Consider the following 16,257-nt stretch of genomic DNA (forward strand, 5'->3'; position numbering starts at 1 on the left):
AGCGCCTTGTGTCAAATGCCCGGCCAGCTTAGAACGCGCGGAAGGCAAGGCCAAGCAGATCGGAGAGCAGTCATGAACATCCTCATTCTCGGCAGTGGTGGGCGCGAACACAGCCTGGCCTGGGCGGTGATGCAAAACCCGAAATGTGATCGCCTGATTGTGGCTCCGGGCAATGCTGGGATTGCCCAGATCGCCGAATGTGCGGCACTGGACATCGAAAACGGCGGTGAGGTGGTCAGATTTGCGGATGAGAACGCGATCGACTTTGTGATCGTCGGCCCCGAGGCGCCATTGGCTGCGGGGGTTGCGGATCGTTTGCGCGAGGCCGGTGTGCTGGTTTTTGGCCCCTCGGCCGCGGCTGCACGTCTCGAGGCGTCCAAGAGCTTTACTAAAGAGATCTGCGACGCCGCCAATGCTCCAACCGCAGGATACGCCCGGTTTACCGAGGCCGAGCCAGCCAAAGCCTATATCAAAAAGCAGGGCGCACCTATCGTCGTCAAGGCTGATGGCTTGGCCGCGGGCAAGGGTGTGATCGTTGCGATGGACGAAGCGACGGCCTTGGATGCGATCGATGACATGTTTGGCGGAGCCTTTGGTGGTGCCGGTGCCGAAGTTGTGGTCGAAGAGTTCATGGAAGGTGAAGAGGCATCTCTGTTCGTGCTGTGCGACGGGGAAAGCAACCTGTCCATTGGCACGGCGCAAGACCATAAACGGGTAGGCGAGGGCGATACCGGTCTGAACACCGGCGGCATGGGCGCGTATTCTCCGGCTCCTGTGTTAAGCGCTGTAATCGAAGAGCGCGCGATGAACGAGATTGTGCGCCCCACCATGGCAGAGATGAAGCGGCGCGGAACGCCGTTTCAGGGCGTTCTTTATGTTGGTTTGATGATCAAGGACGGCCAGCCACGGTTGGTTGAATATAACGTGCGTTTCGGCGACCCGGAATGTCAGGTGCTGATGATGCGCCTGGGCGCGCAGGCGATGGACCTGATGCACGCCGCAGCAGAAGGCCGGTTGGCCGAGGCGCGTGTAAACTGGGCGGATGATCACGCCTTGACGGTAGTCATGGCCGCTAATGGTTATCCGGGCGCCTACCAAAAAGGCAGCGTGATCAAAGGGCTGGATGAAATATCTGAAGATAGCGGCAATATGGTGTTTCACGCAGGAACCAAAGAAGCCGACGGTCAGATCGTCTCTAGTGGTGGCCGGGTATTGAATGTCACCGCACGCGGACGGAACCTGCAGGAAGCGCGTGACCGCGCCTATGAGCTGATCGACGGGATCAACTGGCCAGAGGGGTTCTTTCGCCGGGATATCGGATGGCGGGCGCTGTAATCGCGACGGCTCCCGCGCCCAGCCACTGCATCAGAGATGCAGCGTCAATGGACTTGGGCCGGGCAGCCCTCTGACGCGGGCTGCAGTCAGGGCGAGGGTACGCAGTTAAGCGCAGAGGTCATTGCTTTCGGGCTAAAGGGGGCGACCAGATGCTGCACCCAGCCATTGTCAAAGCGGATGCTGACAATTTCGCGCCAGTCCGCAGACGCGACAACCAGTTCCGGGCCATTGCCACAGTCGCGCAGACCCCCTGTGATGAAATCTTCGCCGATCCGATGATTTGTCAGCCTTGGTAGGGCGGCAATCTGGATTAATTCTCCGTCGACAAAGCGCCAAATGCGCAATGTCTTGGCCAGATGAGGGCGGTCGACATAGGCGATCTCGATATTGCCATCCCCATCCAGATCCGCCGCCCCGACCGGAGCAAGCCATCGAAAGCGGGTACCGATATGCGGAGTTGCGGCGATTTTGTCGCCTCTGGCATCATAGATGGCCAACTGAGCGCCCGCTTGGTCCTGAGATTCAACGACAATGGCCTCGGGGGTCCCAACCTGATCCACGTCTACAAGCCGTGGAGCGAGATCTTCAAATACGCGATCAGATGGAAGACGGATGGTCACATTTCCGCTTTGGATAGTCAGCTCCAACGCGCCATATTCGATGTTATCACCCAGAACTCCGTGGGCGTAACGTGTAGTCGGCTCGGTGAAACGAGCGGCTGGGACGGTCTCTGCCAGTGCCAGCGGGACATGGCCGGTCAGCCAGAAGCACAACGTCAGCGCTGCGCCGCGGGCCTGACCCTGCCAAGTTCGGTAGGGTAGGCGCGGCGCTTTGCAGGGCATCAGATCTGTTTTTCCGGCATCTGAACGATCAGGCCATCCATCTCTTCTGTGACTTTGATCTGGCAGGTCAGGCGCGAACGGGCAGGGTCGGGCTCATAGGCAAAGTCCAGCATGTCTTCTTCCATGTCATCCTTGCCGGGAATTTTCTCAACCCAGTCGGGGTGGATATAGACATGGCAGGTCGAACAGGCACAGGCGCCGCCGCAATCCGCTTCGATGCCGGGAATGTTGTTGTCACGGGCTCCTTCCATGACGGTTAGTCCGTTGGCGACCTCGACAGTGTGCTCGGTACCGCCATGCTCGACATAGGTGATCTTTGCCATTGCGTGCGTCTTCCTTTTTCGATTGTCGATTTCTTCCTTAGTGAAGGGCGTTGCCTGTTTCCAGTGGGAATTGCGACATGAACGGTCGCGGCTGAATATTCTTATCGACAATATTGCAATCGAGCCTGCACCGATGTCAGTCGCTTTGACCGATCTCTAGAACCATGTGCAGGTGCATTCCTATTCCATGCTCGTCGTCCAAAACGGGCACGCGCGATTCAATTTCGACGCTAAATCCAATATGTTCATAAAAACTAACGGCTTCATTGTTGGCAGCTACATCAAGGCATATTTGATTGCACCCACCCGCCAAAGCCCGTTTCGTTGCTATTGCAAAGAGTTGGCTGGCAATGCCTGTACCCTGCATGTCTGGGTTCACAGCGAATTCGAGAATGTAGTAAGAGTTTTGACGCGGGGCGGGAAACAACCGATCCATCCAATGCAAGGCAGATTTTAGATGACGGGCTTCATCTTCGCCAAGAGCATTAGCTTGATGATCGACGGAAAAATCGAAATTCGCAGCATATTCTTCTTCTGTATGCCCAATAAGGAGGCCGGCGACTTTGCCACGGTACATGGCCGTGAAGGCATGTTTGAACGAATACAAACCTAGTTGCGCGGGCCATTCTGTTCCGATGATCTTAAGCAAGACATCCATTTTTCCAAATATGTAACCGTTTAGTTTTGGATCTGTGCTCCATAGAAGATCGGCGAGAGCCTCGGGTGGAACAGATTTGGAGGCCGGTTGTACTAGGACGGTCAAAATTCACTCCTGATTCTGGCATCCAGAAAATGCGACATACCGTGTAAACAATACCCTCGCTTATCGTTTAAACAAAACGCCCTGCGATTGCCTGTCACGGTGATCTCCGCGCAACTCGGCATGCAAGGCGCGGCCCGCTTGCACACCGCGGCGAGAGCTTACGGTTTCCAACCAGCGGGTAAAGTGAGGCTTGTTTTCCAACACCTGTTGTTGCCCTTCCCACAAGCTCGCCCAGCCCCAGATCGACATGTCGGCGATGGAATAGAAATTGCCGGCCACATATTCGTTCTCGGCCAGCCTGCGATCCAGAACGCCGTAAAGACGTCCGACTTCGGCACGGTAGCGATCCTTGGGGTAGGGCAGGTCTTGCGGCGGGTCCAGCTGAGGTGCGTATTTCAGGAAATGGTGTGCTTGTCCCGCCATCGGGCCGATGCCGCCCATCTGCCACATCAGCCATTCTTCGACAGCAATCCGGTCACGTTCAGTTTCACCATAGAAGCGTCCGGTTTTTCGGGCGAGATACATCAGGATCGCGCCGCTTTCGAATACAGATACCGGCGTCCCTCCGGGTCCGTTCGGATCGACGATCGCGGGCATCCGGTTATTGGGGGCGATCTTAAGGAACTCGGGGTCGAACTGGTCGCCTTGGCCGATGTTGATCAGGTGGGTTTTATAGGGCAGCTCCATCTCTTCCAAAGCGATGGACACTTTCCAGCCGTTGGGCGTGGGCCAGAAATATAGATCGATCATGTCATCTCCTCAAACTGGACGCGATCATGGAGGTTTCAGCGCGTTCGGCAAGAGGGCGCGCAGGTGTGTTACGAAAGCGTGACCTTGGTGCAGCCGGTCTTGACGTGATCTGGGACGGGGCGTAAATGCATCCTCATCAAGTGGCGATTTGTTACCGGATTGCGGGCCACGTTAAACAACACCGCTAAAAGGTCAGGATGAAAGACCCCTTTCGCTTGGCCGCGTCTGGGGTTTTTTGTTTGCCTCCCAAGCGGGGCTGAAAGGAATGACATGAGCGAGAGCTGGAACAAGCGCACACAAGCCGTCCATGGCGGCACCCGCCGCAGCCAATACAACGAAGTGAGCGAGGCGATCTTTCTGACCCAGGGATTTGTCTATGATACGGCCGAGCAGGCCGAGGCGCGGTTCATCGAAACCGGCCCTGATGAGTTCATTTACGCTCGGTATGGCAACCCGACAGTTTCGATGTTTGAACAGCGTATCGCGGCTCTGGAAGGGGGCGAAGACGCTTTTGCCACCGCCTCTGGAATGGCTGCGGTGAATGCGGCACTGACTTCGATGTTGCAAGCCGGTGACCACGTTGTTTCTGCCAAGGCTCTGTTCGGGTCGTGCCTGTATATTCTGGAAAACGTGCTGACCCGGTTCGGGGTTGAAGTGACCTTTGTGGACGGTACCGATCTTGACGCATGGGAGGCTGCGATCCGCCCGGACACCAAAGCGGTTTTCTTCGAATCCATGTCCAACCCGACGCTTGAGGTCATCGACATCTCAGCCGTTTCCCTTCTGGCCCATGCGGTTGGTGCAACGGTCATCGTGGACAATGTGTTCTCGACCCCAGTTTTCTCGCGCGCGATCGCTCAGGGGGCTGACGTGGTTGTCTACTCGGCGACCAAGCATATTGACGGGCAGGGCCGCGCCCTGGGTGGTGTCATCATCGGCACCAAAGAGTTCATCCGTGGTACGGTCGAGCCCTATATGAAACACACCGGAGGCGCGCTTAGCCCCTTCAACGCGTGGATCATGTTGAAAGGGCTTGAGACCATGGCCTTGCGGGTCAACGCACAGGCCGAAACCGCCCAGAAGATTGCTGAGGCGCTAGAGGGCCATCCGGCGTTGGAGCGGACGCTTTACCCCGGTCTGAAGTCTCATGCGCAGAATGATCTGATACAAACGCAGCTTGGCGGCAAAGGCGGGACTGTGCTGTCGTTGGATATCAAGGGCGGAAAAGAGGCGGCATTTTCCTTCCTTAACACCCTGACGATTCCGGTGATTTCGAACAATCTGGGCGATGCCAAGTCGATTGCGACCCACCCGGCAACCACCACACATCAAAGATTGAGTGACAACCAAAAAGTTGAGCTGGGCATTGCTCCGGGCCTCATCCGGTTCTCGGTCGGTCTGGAAGACGCCGATGATCTTCTTGCCGATATCAAGCGCGCATTGGACGTTTCTCAGCAATAGGGGCGTCATCTGGACTGTTAGGCATAGTTCGAAAGCGGTTTGTGACTTGTGCGCATGATGCGCCCATCACGAAGTTTCGATCCGGGCTGTGTTTCGGCGCGTATACCATTAGACTGGAAATCGCGTCGAACATATATATAGTCCGGCGACCAACCCGAGGAGCCCTGATCGATGAACGTGTATCCCCGTGACATTGATGACGCCCCCAACAATGATGAGGCCGCGGCAGCGTTGAAAACCCTGCGGAAATGGGCCGAGAACGCGACCGAGGCTGAAATCGGTCAGCTTGATCCTGCTGTCGCGCGGCTTGTGCCGGGGCTCCTGCCGGTCAACTACCCATCCCTGTCGCGGCATTACCCCGAGGGGTTTGCTGTGGATGAGGCCTACCGCGCCTCGTTGCCTGACCTTCAGAATGGACCTTCCAGCCTGATCCGTGGGGCGAAGCAACAGATTCAACATGTTGGCATATCGAATTTCCGCTTGCCGATCCGTTTTCACCGCAAGCAGGGCGACGACCTGACGCTGGAGACCTCAGTGACTGGCACTGTCAGCCTTGATGCGGAAAAGAAGGGCATCAACATGTCCCGTATCATGCGTTCGTTCTACAAACATGCTGAGCGCACGTTCAGCTTTGAGGTGATCGAGGCTGCGCTGAACGACTATATGACCGATCTGGACAGCTTTGACGCACGTATCCAGATGCGGTTCTCTTACCCGGACAGGACTCAAAGCCTGCGTTCGGGTCTGGAAGGCTATCAATATTACGATATCGCGCTGGAACTGGTTGAACAGAATGGCGTGCGTCAAAAGATCATGCATCTGGATTATGTGTATTCCTCGACGTGCCCATGTTCTCTGGAGCTCAGCGAGCATGCGCGGTCTACACGAGGGCAACTGGCGACGCCGCATTCGCAGCGCTCGGTTGCGCGGATATCGGTTGCGGTCGATTGCGATGCCGATTGCCTCTGGTTCGAAGATCTGATTGCGCTGTGTCGCAGGGCGGTGCCGACCGAGACGCAGGTCATGGTCAAACGTGAAGATGAGCAGGCCTTTGCCGAGCTGAACGCCGCAAACCCGATTTTTGTCGAAGACGCGGCACGCCTGTTTTGTGCCGAACTTTTGGCAGACCATCATATCGGCGATTTCCGAGTGATCGCCAGCCATCAAGAAAGCCTGCACAGCCATGATGCCGTTTCTGTTCTGACTGAGGGCCCGACCTTTGTGTCCTCCAGCCTGGATCCGAGGCTGTTTACGACATTGTTTCATGTCGGATAGGCTCTAAACCTTTGTAAAGCGTTGATTAAGTACTGGCGTGGTGAAATTTCGCCGCATTGCAGCGATAAATGCTGCAAGCGCGAAGTTCTTGCTGTAAACTATCCTTGAATGCAGCCATCCCGTGGTCACTGTTCTGGTGATCATTTCACTCAATCAGGAAGCCGGCACGTGCGACGCCAAGGACTGCAAGGCAACGTAATCCGCCCGTTTAGTCAGGGCGGGCAGGGTTCTTTACTCATTCGCGGGTTGCATCACTTTCACAGGAGAACAACCTCATGAACCCGTTTACCCAGCCATTTGAATTTCAGGCAGCAGCAATTCGATTTGCCGGTGAGGCAATGACCAACCATTTGAAAATCATGCAAATTCTGACCAACTCTGCGATTGAACTGCCCTTCGCCCAGGTTCAGGCCCTGCGTGTCGCCTCCGAAAAGACTGTTGCTGACGTGAAGGCACCTGAGTTCAAATCTCAGGCGATGCCTGTGGTCAATGCTGATCCGCAACCTGCGGCAAAGGTCAAAGTGGCCGTCCAGAAAAAGGCAGAAGTCAAGGCAAAGGCCGAATCGCCCAAGCCCGCCCTGGCGAAACCTGTGACAAAAGCCAGAGCGTCGGGGGGTGCGAAAAAGGCACAGACCAAGTCCGCGGCAAAACCTGCAGTGGCAAAAGGCGCAGCCCCAAAGGTCGCAGCTAGGCCCGCTGCCCCCAAAGCCGCTACGGCAGAGCCTGCAGTTACCAAAACCGTAACTGCCAAATCTGAAACGCCCAAAGTAGAAGCCGCTAAACCTGCTGCAGTCAGACCTGCAGTGGCAAAAACTGCTGCTCCCGCCGCAGCGATCGACGCTGCTGTTGCAAAAACCGCAGCTGTTAAACCCGTAGCGTCCAAGGTGAAGGCAGATCGGGTTGCAACCGCCAAACCTGCACCTACAAATCCGGCCGCGCCGAAGGCTCAGTCGGGACAGGCGGCAGCTGCACGCCGGTCACGCGCGCCTTCGAAACCGCCCGTGATGCCCGTCTCGAGCGGCAAAACCGAAAAGTAATCGGGACATCCGCTTGACACAGTCGTGCAGGCGCGCCAACGCTGCGCCTCATGACGGACATGCGCCCGGTAGGATATGTGATTGGCCTGTTGGTCGCCATTCTTGGGGCGACCATGATGTTGCCCATGCTTGCGGACCTTATCGAGGGCCGCGGCGAATGGCATGTATTCCTTGAAAGCAGCGTTATCACCATTCTGACCGGCGCTGTCCTTTCTATGAGCTGCTCAAATGGCGTTGGCGAAGGGTTGACGATCCGTCAGACCTTTCTGCTCACGACCGGCGTTTGGGTGGCTTTGCCTTTATTTGGGGCAATTCCTTTCCTGTTCGGGGAAACCGAGTTGCGCTTTGTCGATGCCTATTTCGAGGCCATGTCTGGCCTTACGACCACGGGCTCGACCGTGATTTCCGGGCTCGACGGGCTGCCGCAGGGGTTGCTTTTGTGGCGCGGTGTGCTGCAATGGCTGGGCGGTATCGGGATCATCGTTGTTGCAATGGTTTTTCTGCCCGAGCTTCGGGTCGGAGGAATGCAGATCTTCCGTTCGGAAGGTTTCGAAACCATGGGTAAGATCCTGCCGCGGGCGCAAGAAATCGCAGGCCAGATTTCCCTGATCTACGTGTTCCTGACCGTGGTCTGCGCGCTTGTTTACACCGGTCTTGGCATGAGCTTTTTTGACGCCGTGGTTCATTCTATGACCACAATCTCGACCGGTGGGTTTTCAAACTATGATGCATCGTTCGGTACCTTCTCGGGTCCGGCGGAATATGCGGCGTCGATTTTCATGATCCTCGCTGCCCTGCCATTTGTGCGTTATGTTCAGTTTGCCAATGGCAGCACCGGCTCCCTGTTCCGCGACAGTCAGATTCGGGCGTTTTTGGCCACGATCCTGATTCTTGTAGCCGTCATGGCGGTGTTTTTGACCTCTGTCTTTCCGCATCACTGGGAACAGGCGGTGCGGGAATCGCTGTTCAACATCACATCGATCATTTCAGGTACCGGATATGCCAGCGTCGATTATATGGGTTGGGGCAGTTTTCCGATCATGGTGTTCTTCCTGATTGGCCTGATCGGAGGGTGTGCGGGATCAACTGCCTGTTCGATCAAGATTTTCCGCTATCAACTGCTGTTTGCATCCATCAAAACTCAAATCCGGCGTATCCGTTCACCGCATGGGGTGTTCATGCCTCTCTATGACGGGCGTCCCATCGGAACGGATGTCCTGACTTCGGTCATGAGCTTTTTCATGTTCTTCGTATTGTCTTTGGGTTTTCTGACATGGGCGCTGGCGCTGACCGGGCTGGATTTCATTACCTCTGTCTCGGGTGCAGCAACAGCGTTGGCCAATGTTGGTCCGGGCCTTGGGGATCAGATCGGACCAGCGGGTAATTTCAGCGGGCTCAGCGATACAGCCAAATGGTTACTATCTGCGGGGATGCTGGTCGGTCGGCTTGAACTGCTCGCGGTCTATGCGCTGTTCACAGTCCATTTCTGGAGAAGTTGATGAAAAGACCACTTGGCGCTCAAATCTCGCACATGCTCCGGGATCGGGGTGTTGATGTGATTTTTGGTATCCCCGGCGTCCATAATCAAGAGATGTATCGCGGGATCGAAGAAGCCGGCATCACCCATGTTCTTGCGCGTCACGAGCAGGGGGCCGGTTTCATGGCGGACGGATATGCGCGCGCAAGCGGCAATCCTGGCGTGGCCTATGTGATCACAGGGCCTGGGCTGTGCAACATCATGACACCCATGGGGCAGGGGTATTCGGATTCGGTGCCAATGCTGGTGCTGTCCTCCTGCCTTGATGATGATCAGGCGCTGCAGGGACAGCTTCATCAGATGAAGGATCAACGTGCCGCCGGAGAAACGGTCGCGGATTGGTCGTTGCAGGCTAATACAGCTTCGGCCGCCTATGGCCTGGTTGAACGTGCTTTCGAAGAGTTCGCGTTGAGCCGCCCCAGACCCAAGCACATACAGGTGCCGATTTCGCAACTTAAGGCACAGGCTGACCCAGCCCCATTCCCGAACCAGCCGGGTTTGCGGACAAAGGCTCTGCCGCCGGACGTCGCGCCGGTCTTGTCGATGCTGAACATTGCGCGCAGGCCGCTGTTCGTTCTGGGAGGTGGTGCAAGATCAAACTTGTGGCGGCAGATTCTGACACAGATCGGAGCGGCCTGTTTCACCACCTATGCGGGGCGTGGAATGGTGGGGTTGGATTATGCGTTGGATTTTGGGGCTGCCTTGTCTCGTCCCGAAAGCGCCCGGATCATCGCCTCCGCCGATCTTGTGGTGGTCGTCGGAGCCGAGCTGGGTGAGGTCGATCTGTGGCGCGATGCGCTGGGGCATACGGCCAATATGATCCGCATTGATCTGGACCCTCAGGTCCTGTCGGACCATCATCGGGCCTCTGTCAAGTTGCAGGCGGATGGCGGAAGCTTTGCCCACGCGATGTGGGCGTCTATTGACCATGTCAAACCGGCAAATGGCTGGTCCTCGGATGAGGTCTCCGAAGCCCGCAGTAAATGGCGCGCCGAGATTGATGCGGAACGGCCCGGTATTGTCCCGGTGTTGGATGCCTTGCGTAAGGCAATGCCAGCGGATGTGATGGTGTATTCGGACATGACCCAGTTCGCCTATGTTGCCAAGGGGGTGTGGGAAATGCCTTTCCCCTATCATTGGCACCACCCGAACGGCTTTGGCACGCTGGGCTATGCGTTGCCGGCTGGAATAGGTGGCGCTATCGCGCGGCCGGGCAGGCCGACTGCTGTGATTGCTGGGGATTATGGCTTTCACTACACGATGATGGAATTGGGCGTGGCGGTAGAGCTGGGTTTGCCCCTGCCGATCATTCTTTGGGACAATGGCAAGCTGAAAGAGATCGAAGACAGCATGGTGGGCAGTCAGATCGCGCCGAATGCTGTCGTTGCGCGAAACCCTGACTTTTGCAAACTGGCCGAGGCATTCGGCGCCTTGTCTGCTGCGCCCTCAACACTGGAAGACATGCAGTCTGCGGTGCGAAAAGCGTTTTCCGCTAAGGGGCCGACATTGATCCGGATCACTCCGGACATATGGCGCGCAGAATAAAAAAAGCCGCCCGGATGGGCGGCGTTAATGCGCGATTTTACGAACTCAATCCCAGCATTGTACCAGAACAGTCATCCCATTTGCCCGGCGGCTAAGCTCATTGGGTGAGACCTGCGTGGCGGCGGTGGCGCTGGATTGACCTGCCAGCCCAGCCTTGCTCAGCGCCTTGTTCAGGCTCTCTGTATTGGCAGACAGGCTGACCGAGGCGGGCAGGGTCCGCCCATTCGTCGGGGTCGGCAAAAGCATCCCGACCACCTGACCGTTGCCGTCAAACACGGGGCCTCCTGCATCGCCGGGTTGGGTGGCCAGCGCCAGACGCTTCACGCCATCCTCACCGTTCAGGCCGCGCAGGTCGGCGATCTGCCCATATGACAGCGTCGGACCGCCCAAAACGCCCTGATACGAGAATCCGGAGACCGCAACCTCGGACTGAATCCGCGGCTTGGTGCTGCTGAACTCGGCCACGCTGATCGGGGAAAGGTCGCGGCTTGGCCGCAGAACGGCGATGCCGATATTGGGATCGGTCGAGGCGACCTCAAGCTCGTGCGCGCCGTCCAGCGTGATCCGCGAGCAGCTATCTGCCGCCTCGGTCACGGTCAGGACGGTGCCTTTGGCATCCGCAAAGAACCCCGAGCGTGACAGGCGCGGTTTGCGAACCTGCAGGCCGGATACAAGATCAATGCTTTGCGCAGCGTCCGATCCGGCGGCGGCGTCAAGAACCGCATCAGTGGTGCTAAAGCCCGCTTTCATGGCGGCAAGAACGCGGGTACGGCGCGCCTCGTCCCCTTCGGGCCAGACCAGGGTAAAACCTTTGATCTGACCATCTTTCAGCTTGGCCTCGGTATAGGATACAATGTCATTGCCGCGACCTTCCAGCGTAAAGCTGTCACCGCGCAGCTGGCGAGGGCCTTCAAGCGGAACGATTTCCAGCGACTGCATGACTTCAAAAAGGGCCCGCAGGGTTGCTTTGGTGCCATCCTGACTGATCAGCAGGGCCTGAGCATTCAGGTCGGTCGAGCCGTTGAAATGCACGAAGGGGGCCTCGTATCGGTCGAATGCAACAACACCCAGCGGCATGGCCATCTCGATACCTGCCTGTGGGTCTGTGTAGCGCTGCATTCCGGCGCTGATTAATGGCGCGTTATAGTCATCCATCAAGGCCTTGCGCTGTGCCGTCGTCAAAACCCCGGTCGCCTCGTATCCGTTGAAACTTTGCCAGTCGCCCATCGAGCGACGCGTTCCCTGTCCAAAGGCACCGTCAATCGTCGAGTTGTAGAAACCGGCTGCCTGAAGTGCGGTTTGAAGGCCCATACGCTCCTGCGCGCTCAGCAATCGTTCGCTTTGCAGCGCCTGTGATCTGGTTTCATCGGCAATTTGCGGGGTTGCCTCGGCCACTGGCTGTTCCGGTTCAGGTGCGACCGGCGCTGTCACAGCAGCCTGGTCCTGAGTATTCGCACTGACCGGCCAGAACTGCTGCCCCAGTGTGTTCGAGAAGGCGATAAAGCTGTCGGCTGGAATTTGCCCCTCTGCGCGGTACACCCGCAGAACTTGCTCGGCATCGCCGCGCAGATACGGGCCGATCACAATGGCATACCAGCCCGAATTCAGGCGAAATCCATTCACGTCTGGCAACGCGCCAGAATAGGCTTGTGCGCGTTCCTGGGCTTCACGCAGCGAAGGCTGCGCCTCAACCTGGACCCAAACACCTCCGTCTTGCTGCGCAAATGATGCCCGCACGCCGAAAAGGAAAAGAACTGAAATTACCGTTAATATGCGTCTCATTGTGTGCCTGTGTCCGCGGTGTTTTTCTGCGATGAAGAGTACGCGATATGCGGGTTGAAACACCATGCCTGGAATACGGGGAATTTCCAGTTTGGCCGCTCAGTGGCTTCCCGGGCACACTGTCCCGTTGACGCCCCTTGGCCCCTTGCATAGGAAGGGCAAAACCCACCGGAACAGGGCGCAATGGCGTCCAAAGGGAATGTGATGACCGTTAAGTCCAACGCACCTCGCTCTTTTCAGGAGATCATCCTGCGCCTTCAGACCTATTGGGCGTCAAAAGGCTGCGCCATTCTGCAGCCCTATGACATGGAAGTGGGGGCAGGGACATTCCATCCCGCGACTACTTTGCGCGCGTTGGGGTCCAAGTCCTGGGCCGCAGCTTATGTACAGCCCTCGCGCCGCCCAACAGATGGGCGCTATGGCGAGAACCCCAATCGCTTGCAGCACTATTATCAGTATCAGGTGTTGATCAAGCCTAGCCCGCCGGACCTGCAGGCGTTGTATCTGGGCAGCCTTGAGGCAATCGGCATCGACATGGACCTGCATGACATCCGGTTTGTCGAGGATGACTGGGAAAGCCCAACCCTGGGCGCCTGGGGCCTGGGCTGGGAGGTCTGGTGCGACGGCATGGAAGTCAGCCAGTTCACCTATTTTCAACAGGTCGGAGGCCATGACTGCGCGCCGGTTTCAGGTGAATTGACCTATGGGTTGGAGCGGCTGGCGATGTATGTGCTGGGTGTTGATCACGTGATGGACATGCCCTTCAACGATCCGCAGTCACCCAGCCCGCTGACCTATGGTGACATATTCAAACAGACCGAAGAAGAATATGCCCGCTGGAACTTTGACGTGGCCAATACCGACGTGTTGCTCGACCATTTCAAAGAGGCCGAGGCTGAATGTGCCACCATTTTGGCGCAGGATCATGACGATCCCAAGACCGGCAAACGCATCATCATGGCGCATCCGGCCTATGATCAGTGCATCAAGGCGTCGCACATCTTTAACCTGCTGGATGCGCGTGGCGTGATCTCGGTGACGGAACGGCAGGCCTATATCGGACGCGTGCGCGCCTTGGCCAAGCAATGCGCCGACGCCTTCGCCCAGACCGAAGCCGCCGGGTACGAGGTCTGATGCGGCAGTTACGCCAAACCGGGAAGCAGAACTTTAAGTCCGTCCGCGATCATGCTGATTGCGATGGCAGACAGGATCATACCCATAAAGCGGCTCATGATCACCCGAGCGTTGTCCGAAAGCCGCTTGGACAGCGCCGCGGCGTTCCAGAATGTGACGAACAGCAAAAACAGCACTGCCAGAAAAACGGCCGCATAGAGTATGACGTCCATAGGTTTGGACATTTGATGTGCATAGAGGATCAACGTCGTGATTGTGCCAGGCCCAACGAGGATGGGAAAGGCCAACGGATAAAAGGCGACGGTGTCGGCCTCGGGATAAGATTTCTTTTCGCCTTCGGTTCCGTGATGCGCCGTGCTCTCGGTGCCGCTCAGCATGTTCAGGCCGATCATCAGGACAACAAGACCGCCCGCAACGCGCAGATCATTGACGCTGATGCCGAACAGTCCCAATGTCTTGCTGCCACTGGCTGCAAAAGCACCGCCCAGGATCAGACAGTAGGTGACGGTTTTCACCGCAACCTTGCGTTGATCTGCGGGGGTCAGACCATCAGTCACGCTCAGAAAAACGGGCAAGTTGGTGATCGGGTTCATGATCGCAAAAAGCGCGCCGAAAAAACCTGCGGCGAGAGTCGTGTCCATTTTCATTACCCTAATGTCAGCCTGTATCAGGTTGGAAACTGGCCCATTTTCGACCTCAATGAAAGAGGCCACGTGAATAGGATGCTCGAACGATGACCGGAAAACTACTTGCTATTCTCCTTCTTGGGTCGGCTGTTCTGGCTGGTGGGGCCATGTACTATCTGCAAGTTTACGGCTTTTATTATGAAGTGGTCTCAAAGCCGGGACAGGATGTCCGTTTGCTAGCAATCGGCGCAGATGAGCCCGAGACCATCGCCTATACGGACTTTCAGGCGATTGATGCGGACAGCTCTCCGATTCGATACCGCGCCTGCTTTGAAACTGACCTGACGCCAGCAGATCTGGCTGGTTATCAGACCGCCAATGACCCCGAACCGTTGACGGCGCCCGGATGGTTTGAGTGCTACGATGCCATAATGATTGCCAACGCGTTGCAGACCGGTCAGGCGCAGGCCTTTATCGGGGCTAAGAATATACACTTTGGCGTGGACCGGATCGTCGCTGTAACCCAGGATGGAAAAGGCTATGTTTGGCACGCGCTGAACAACTGCGGGGAAAAGGCCTATGACGGCACGGTCGTCGGAGAGGAATGCCCGCAGCTGCCGGAAACGGTGCAATGACCTATCTCATCCCAAATATGATCGCCGCCACATTGGGGTTGGCGGTCTATCTTTTGGGGGCCGAGTTGAACACACAGGTCAAGCTGCTGCAGCGTTTCAACATACCCGAGCCGGTCAGCGGAGGGTTGGTCGCGGCGCTGGTGATGCTGATACTATACATGGCCACAGGCATCTCATTCGAGTTTGAGATGGCAACGCGGGACTACATGCTGGTGCTGTTTTTTGCGGCAATTGGCCTGAACGCCCGGTTTCAGGATCTGCTGACGGGCGGCAAACCTTTGGGCTTGCTGTTGGTTCTGACACTGATCACCATCATCATGCAAAACGGCATCGGGGCGCTTGGCGCGGTTGCCTTTGGTTTCCCTGCCCAATCCGGAGTGTTGTTTGGCTCTGCCGCCCTGATCGGCGGGCACGGAACTGCGATTGCATGGGCGCCGGACGTAGGCGCCGTAACCGGGTTGGAGGGCGCGACCGAGCTGGGCGTCGCCGTGGCAACGCTGGGTCTGGTGCTGGCCGCTGTGGTTGGCGGTCCTGTCGCGAAATACCTTGTCGAACGCTACAACCTGACGCCCGACCGCCCGAGCGAAGAACTGACGGTTGGTGTGGCTACTGAAGAACAGCGCTATCCTGACATCACGCCTCTTGGGCTGATGCGGGTCATGCTGTACCTGCATCTGGCTATTATCATCGGCTATGGTGTGAACGTCCTGATCGCAGAGGCCGGGCTGAAACTTCCCCTGTTTGTGCCCTGCCTGATCGTTGCCATCGTAATCGGTAACCTGCGCAGCTGGCTGCGGCCGAACTCGGTCCCCGTCAGCCGCACATCGGCGCTGGGGCTGGTCTCAGAGCTTGCTCTGGGCACCTTTCTGGCCATGTCTCTCATGAGCTTGCAGCTGTGGACGATTGCGGAACTGGGTGTGACCATAATGGTCATTCTGGCGGCGCAAACCGCTTTCACCGTGATCTTCGTCATCTATGTGCTGTTTCCGGTGATGGGGTCGGGATATCGCGCCGCGGTTCTGGCCGCAGGCTTCGGTGGGTTTGCGCTGGGCGCGACCCCCACCGCCATTGCCAATATGACCGCTGTAACCAAGCGATATGGCCCGTCCCCTATTGCCTTTATCGTACTGCCCCTTGTATCCGCATTCTTTGTGGATATCGCCAATGCCATCGTCATCCAGACGATCGTCAATTTCTAAGGACCGACTATGC

At 57.1% G+C, this 16,257-nt stretch carries 15 protein-coding genes and 1 riboswitch; of the genes, 9 read left to right on the forward strand and 6 right to left on the reverse strand.

The genetic code is table 11. From position 1 onward, the window contains the following. The first annotated feature begins 72 nt into the window (after positions 1–72). Complete coding sequence (gene purD, locus AC2FFB_RS00370; RefSeq protein WP_496874348.1) at positions 73–1,335, forward strand: phosphoribosylamine--glycine ligase; 1,263 nt, start codon at positions 73–75, stop codon at positions 1,333–1,335. A gap of 86 nt (positions 1,336–1,421) precedes the next feature. Here purD and AC2FFB_RS00375 read toward each other — a convergent pair whose 3' ends face one another. From AC2FFB_RS00375 to AC2FFB_RS00390, 4 genes are all read right to left on the reverse strand, one after another. After that, complete coding sequence (locus AC2FFB_RS00375) at positions 1,422–2,177, reverse strand: FG-GAP repeat domain-containing protein (protein ID WP_496874349.1); 756 nt, start codon at positions 2,175–2,177, stop codon at positions 1,422–1,424. Continuing rightward, positions 2,177–2,500 (reverse strand): 2Fe-2S iron-sulfur cluster-binding protein, encoded by a 324-nt coding sequence (locus AC2FFB_RS00380; RefSeq protein WP_496713476.1) that lies wholly within the window; start codon positions 2,498–2,500, stop codon positions 2,177–2,179. The genes AC2FFB_RS00375 and AC2FFB_RS00380 overlap by 1 nt, the downstream gene beginning before the upstream one ends. Before the next feature lie 136 nt (positions 2,501–2,636). Continuing rightward, the gene (locus tag AC2FFB_RS00385; RefSeq protein ID WP_496874350.1) at positions 2,637–3,263 is read right to left on the reverse strand and encodes a GNAT family N-acetyltransferase; all 627 of its coding nucleotides are present in this window, start codon (positions 3,261–3,263) and stop codon (positions 2,637–2,639) included. Positions 3,264–3,323: 60 nt separating this feature from the next. Further along, positions 3,324–4,013 (reverse strand): glutathione S-transferase N-terminal domain-containing protein, encoded by a 690-nt coding sequence (locus AC2FFB_RS00390; protein WP_271946383.1) that lies wholly within the window; start codon positions 4,011–4,013, stop codon positions 3,324–3,326. A gap of 130 nt (positions 4,014–4,143) precedes the next feature. Then, positions 4,144–4,221: riboswitch (SAM riboswitch) on the forward strand. A 62-nt stretch (positions 4,222–4,283) separates the two neighbouring features. On the opposite strand from AC2FFB_RS00390, the gene metZ reads away from it, so the two are divergent. The 5 genes from metZ (at position 4,284) to AC2FFB_RS00415 (ending at position 10,868) form a co-directional block, all read left to right on the forward strand. Next, complete coding sequence (gene metZ / locus AC2FFB_RS00395; protein WP_496874351.1) at positions 4,284–5,474, forward strand: O-succinylhomoserine sulfhydrylase; 1,191 nt, start codon at positions 4,284–4,286, stop codon at positions 5,472–5,474. 171 nt (positions 5,475–5,645) lie between these two features. After that, complete coding sequence (gene folE2, locus AC2FFB_RS00400; RefSeq protein ID WP_142634540.1) at positions 5,646–6,749, forward strand: GTP cyclohydrolase FolE2; 1,104 nt, start codon at positions 5,646–5,648, stop codon at positions 6,747–6,749. Between the two features lie 275 nt (positions 6,750–7,024). After that, positions 7,025–7,786 carry a hypothetical protein gene (locus tag AC2FFB_RS00405; RefSeq protein ID WP_496874352.1) on the forward strand — a complete coding sequence of 254 codons (762 nt, stop codon included), beginning with the start codon at positions 7,025–7,027 and terminating at the stop codon, positions 7,784–7,786. A 50-nt stretch (positions 7,787–7,836) separates the two neighbouring features. Continuing rightward, positions 7,837–9,285 carry a TrkH family potassium uptake protein gene (locus AC2FFB_RS00410; RefSeq protein WP_496874353.1) on the forward strand — a complete coding sequence of 483 codons (1,449 nt, stop codon included), beginning with the start codon at positions 7,837–7,839 and terminating at the stop codon, positions 9,283–9,285. Then, positions 9,285–10,868: a thiamine pyrophosphate-binding protein gene (locus AC2FFB_RS00415; RefSeq protein WP_282027467.1), complete on the forward strand. Its 1,584-nt coding sequence runs from the start codon at positions 9,285–9,287 to the stop codon at positions 10,866–10,868. The genes AC2FFB_RS00410 and AC2FFB_RS00415 overlap by 1 nt, the downstream gene beginning before the upstream one ends. A 45-nt stretch (positions 10,869–10,913) precedes the next feature. On the opposite strand, the gene AC2FFB_RS00420 is transcribed toward AC2FFB_RS00415, so the two are convergent. Next, entirely contained in the window at positions 10,914–12,650 is a 1,737-nt protein-coding gene (locus AC2FFB_RS00420; protein ID WP_496874354.1) for a serine protease, read from the reverse strand. A gap of 204 nt (positions 12,651–12,854) precedes the next feature. Between AC2FFB_RS00420 and AC2FFB_RS00425 the strand changes: the two genes are divergently transcribed. Next, positions 12,855–13,784 carry a glycine--tRNA ligase subunit alpha gene (locus AC2FFB_RS00425; RefSeq protein WP_496874355.1) on the forward strand — a complete coding sequence of 310 codons (930 nt, stop codon included), beginning with the start codon at positions 12,855–12,857 and terminating at the stop codon, positions 13,782–13,784. 8 nt (positions 13,785–13,792) lie between these two features. On the opposite strand, the gene AC2FFB_RS00430 is transcribed toward AC2FFB_RS00425, so the two are convergent. After that, entirely contained in the window at positions 13,793–14,425 is a 633-nt protein-coding gene (locus AC2FFB_RS00430) for a MarC family protein (RefSeq protein ID WP_496874356.1), read from the reverse strand. A gap of 92 nt (positions 14,426–14,517) precedes the next feature. Here AC2FFB_RS00430 and AC2FFB_RS00435 point away from each other — a divergent pair, with 92 nt between their 5' ends. Further along, positions 14,518–15,045, forward strand: a complete 528-nt coding sequence (locus tag AC2FFB_RS00435; RefSeq protein ID WP_496874357.1) for a DUF6446 family protein — start codon at positions 14,518–14,520, stop codon at positions 15,043–15,045. Then, positions 15,042–16,244, forward strand: a complete 1,203-nt coding sequence (gene gltS / locus AC2FFB_RS00440; RefSeq protein ID WP_496874358.1) for a sodium/glutamate symporter — start codon at positions 15,042–15,044, stop codon at positions 16,242–16,244. The genes AC2FFB_RS00435 and gltS overlap by 4 nt, the downstream gene beginning before the upstream one ends. Positions 16,245–16,257 lie beyond the last annotated feature (13 nt).

Source organism: Ruegeria sp. YTSA219 (genome assembly GCF_059609985.1).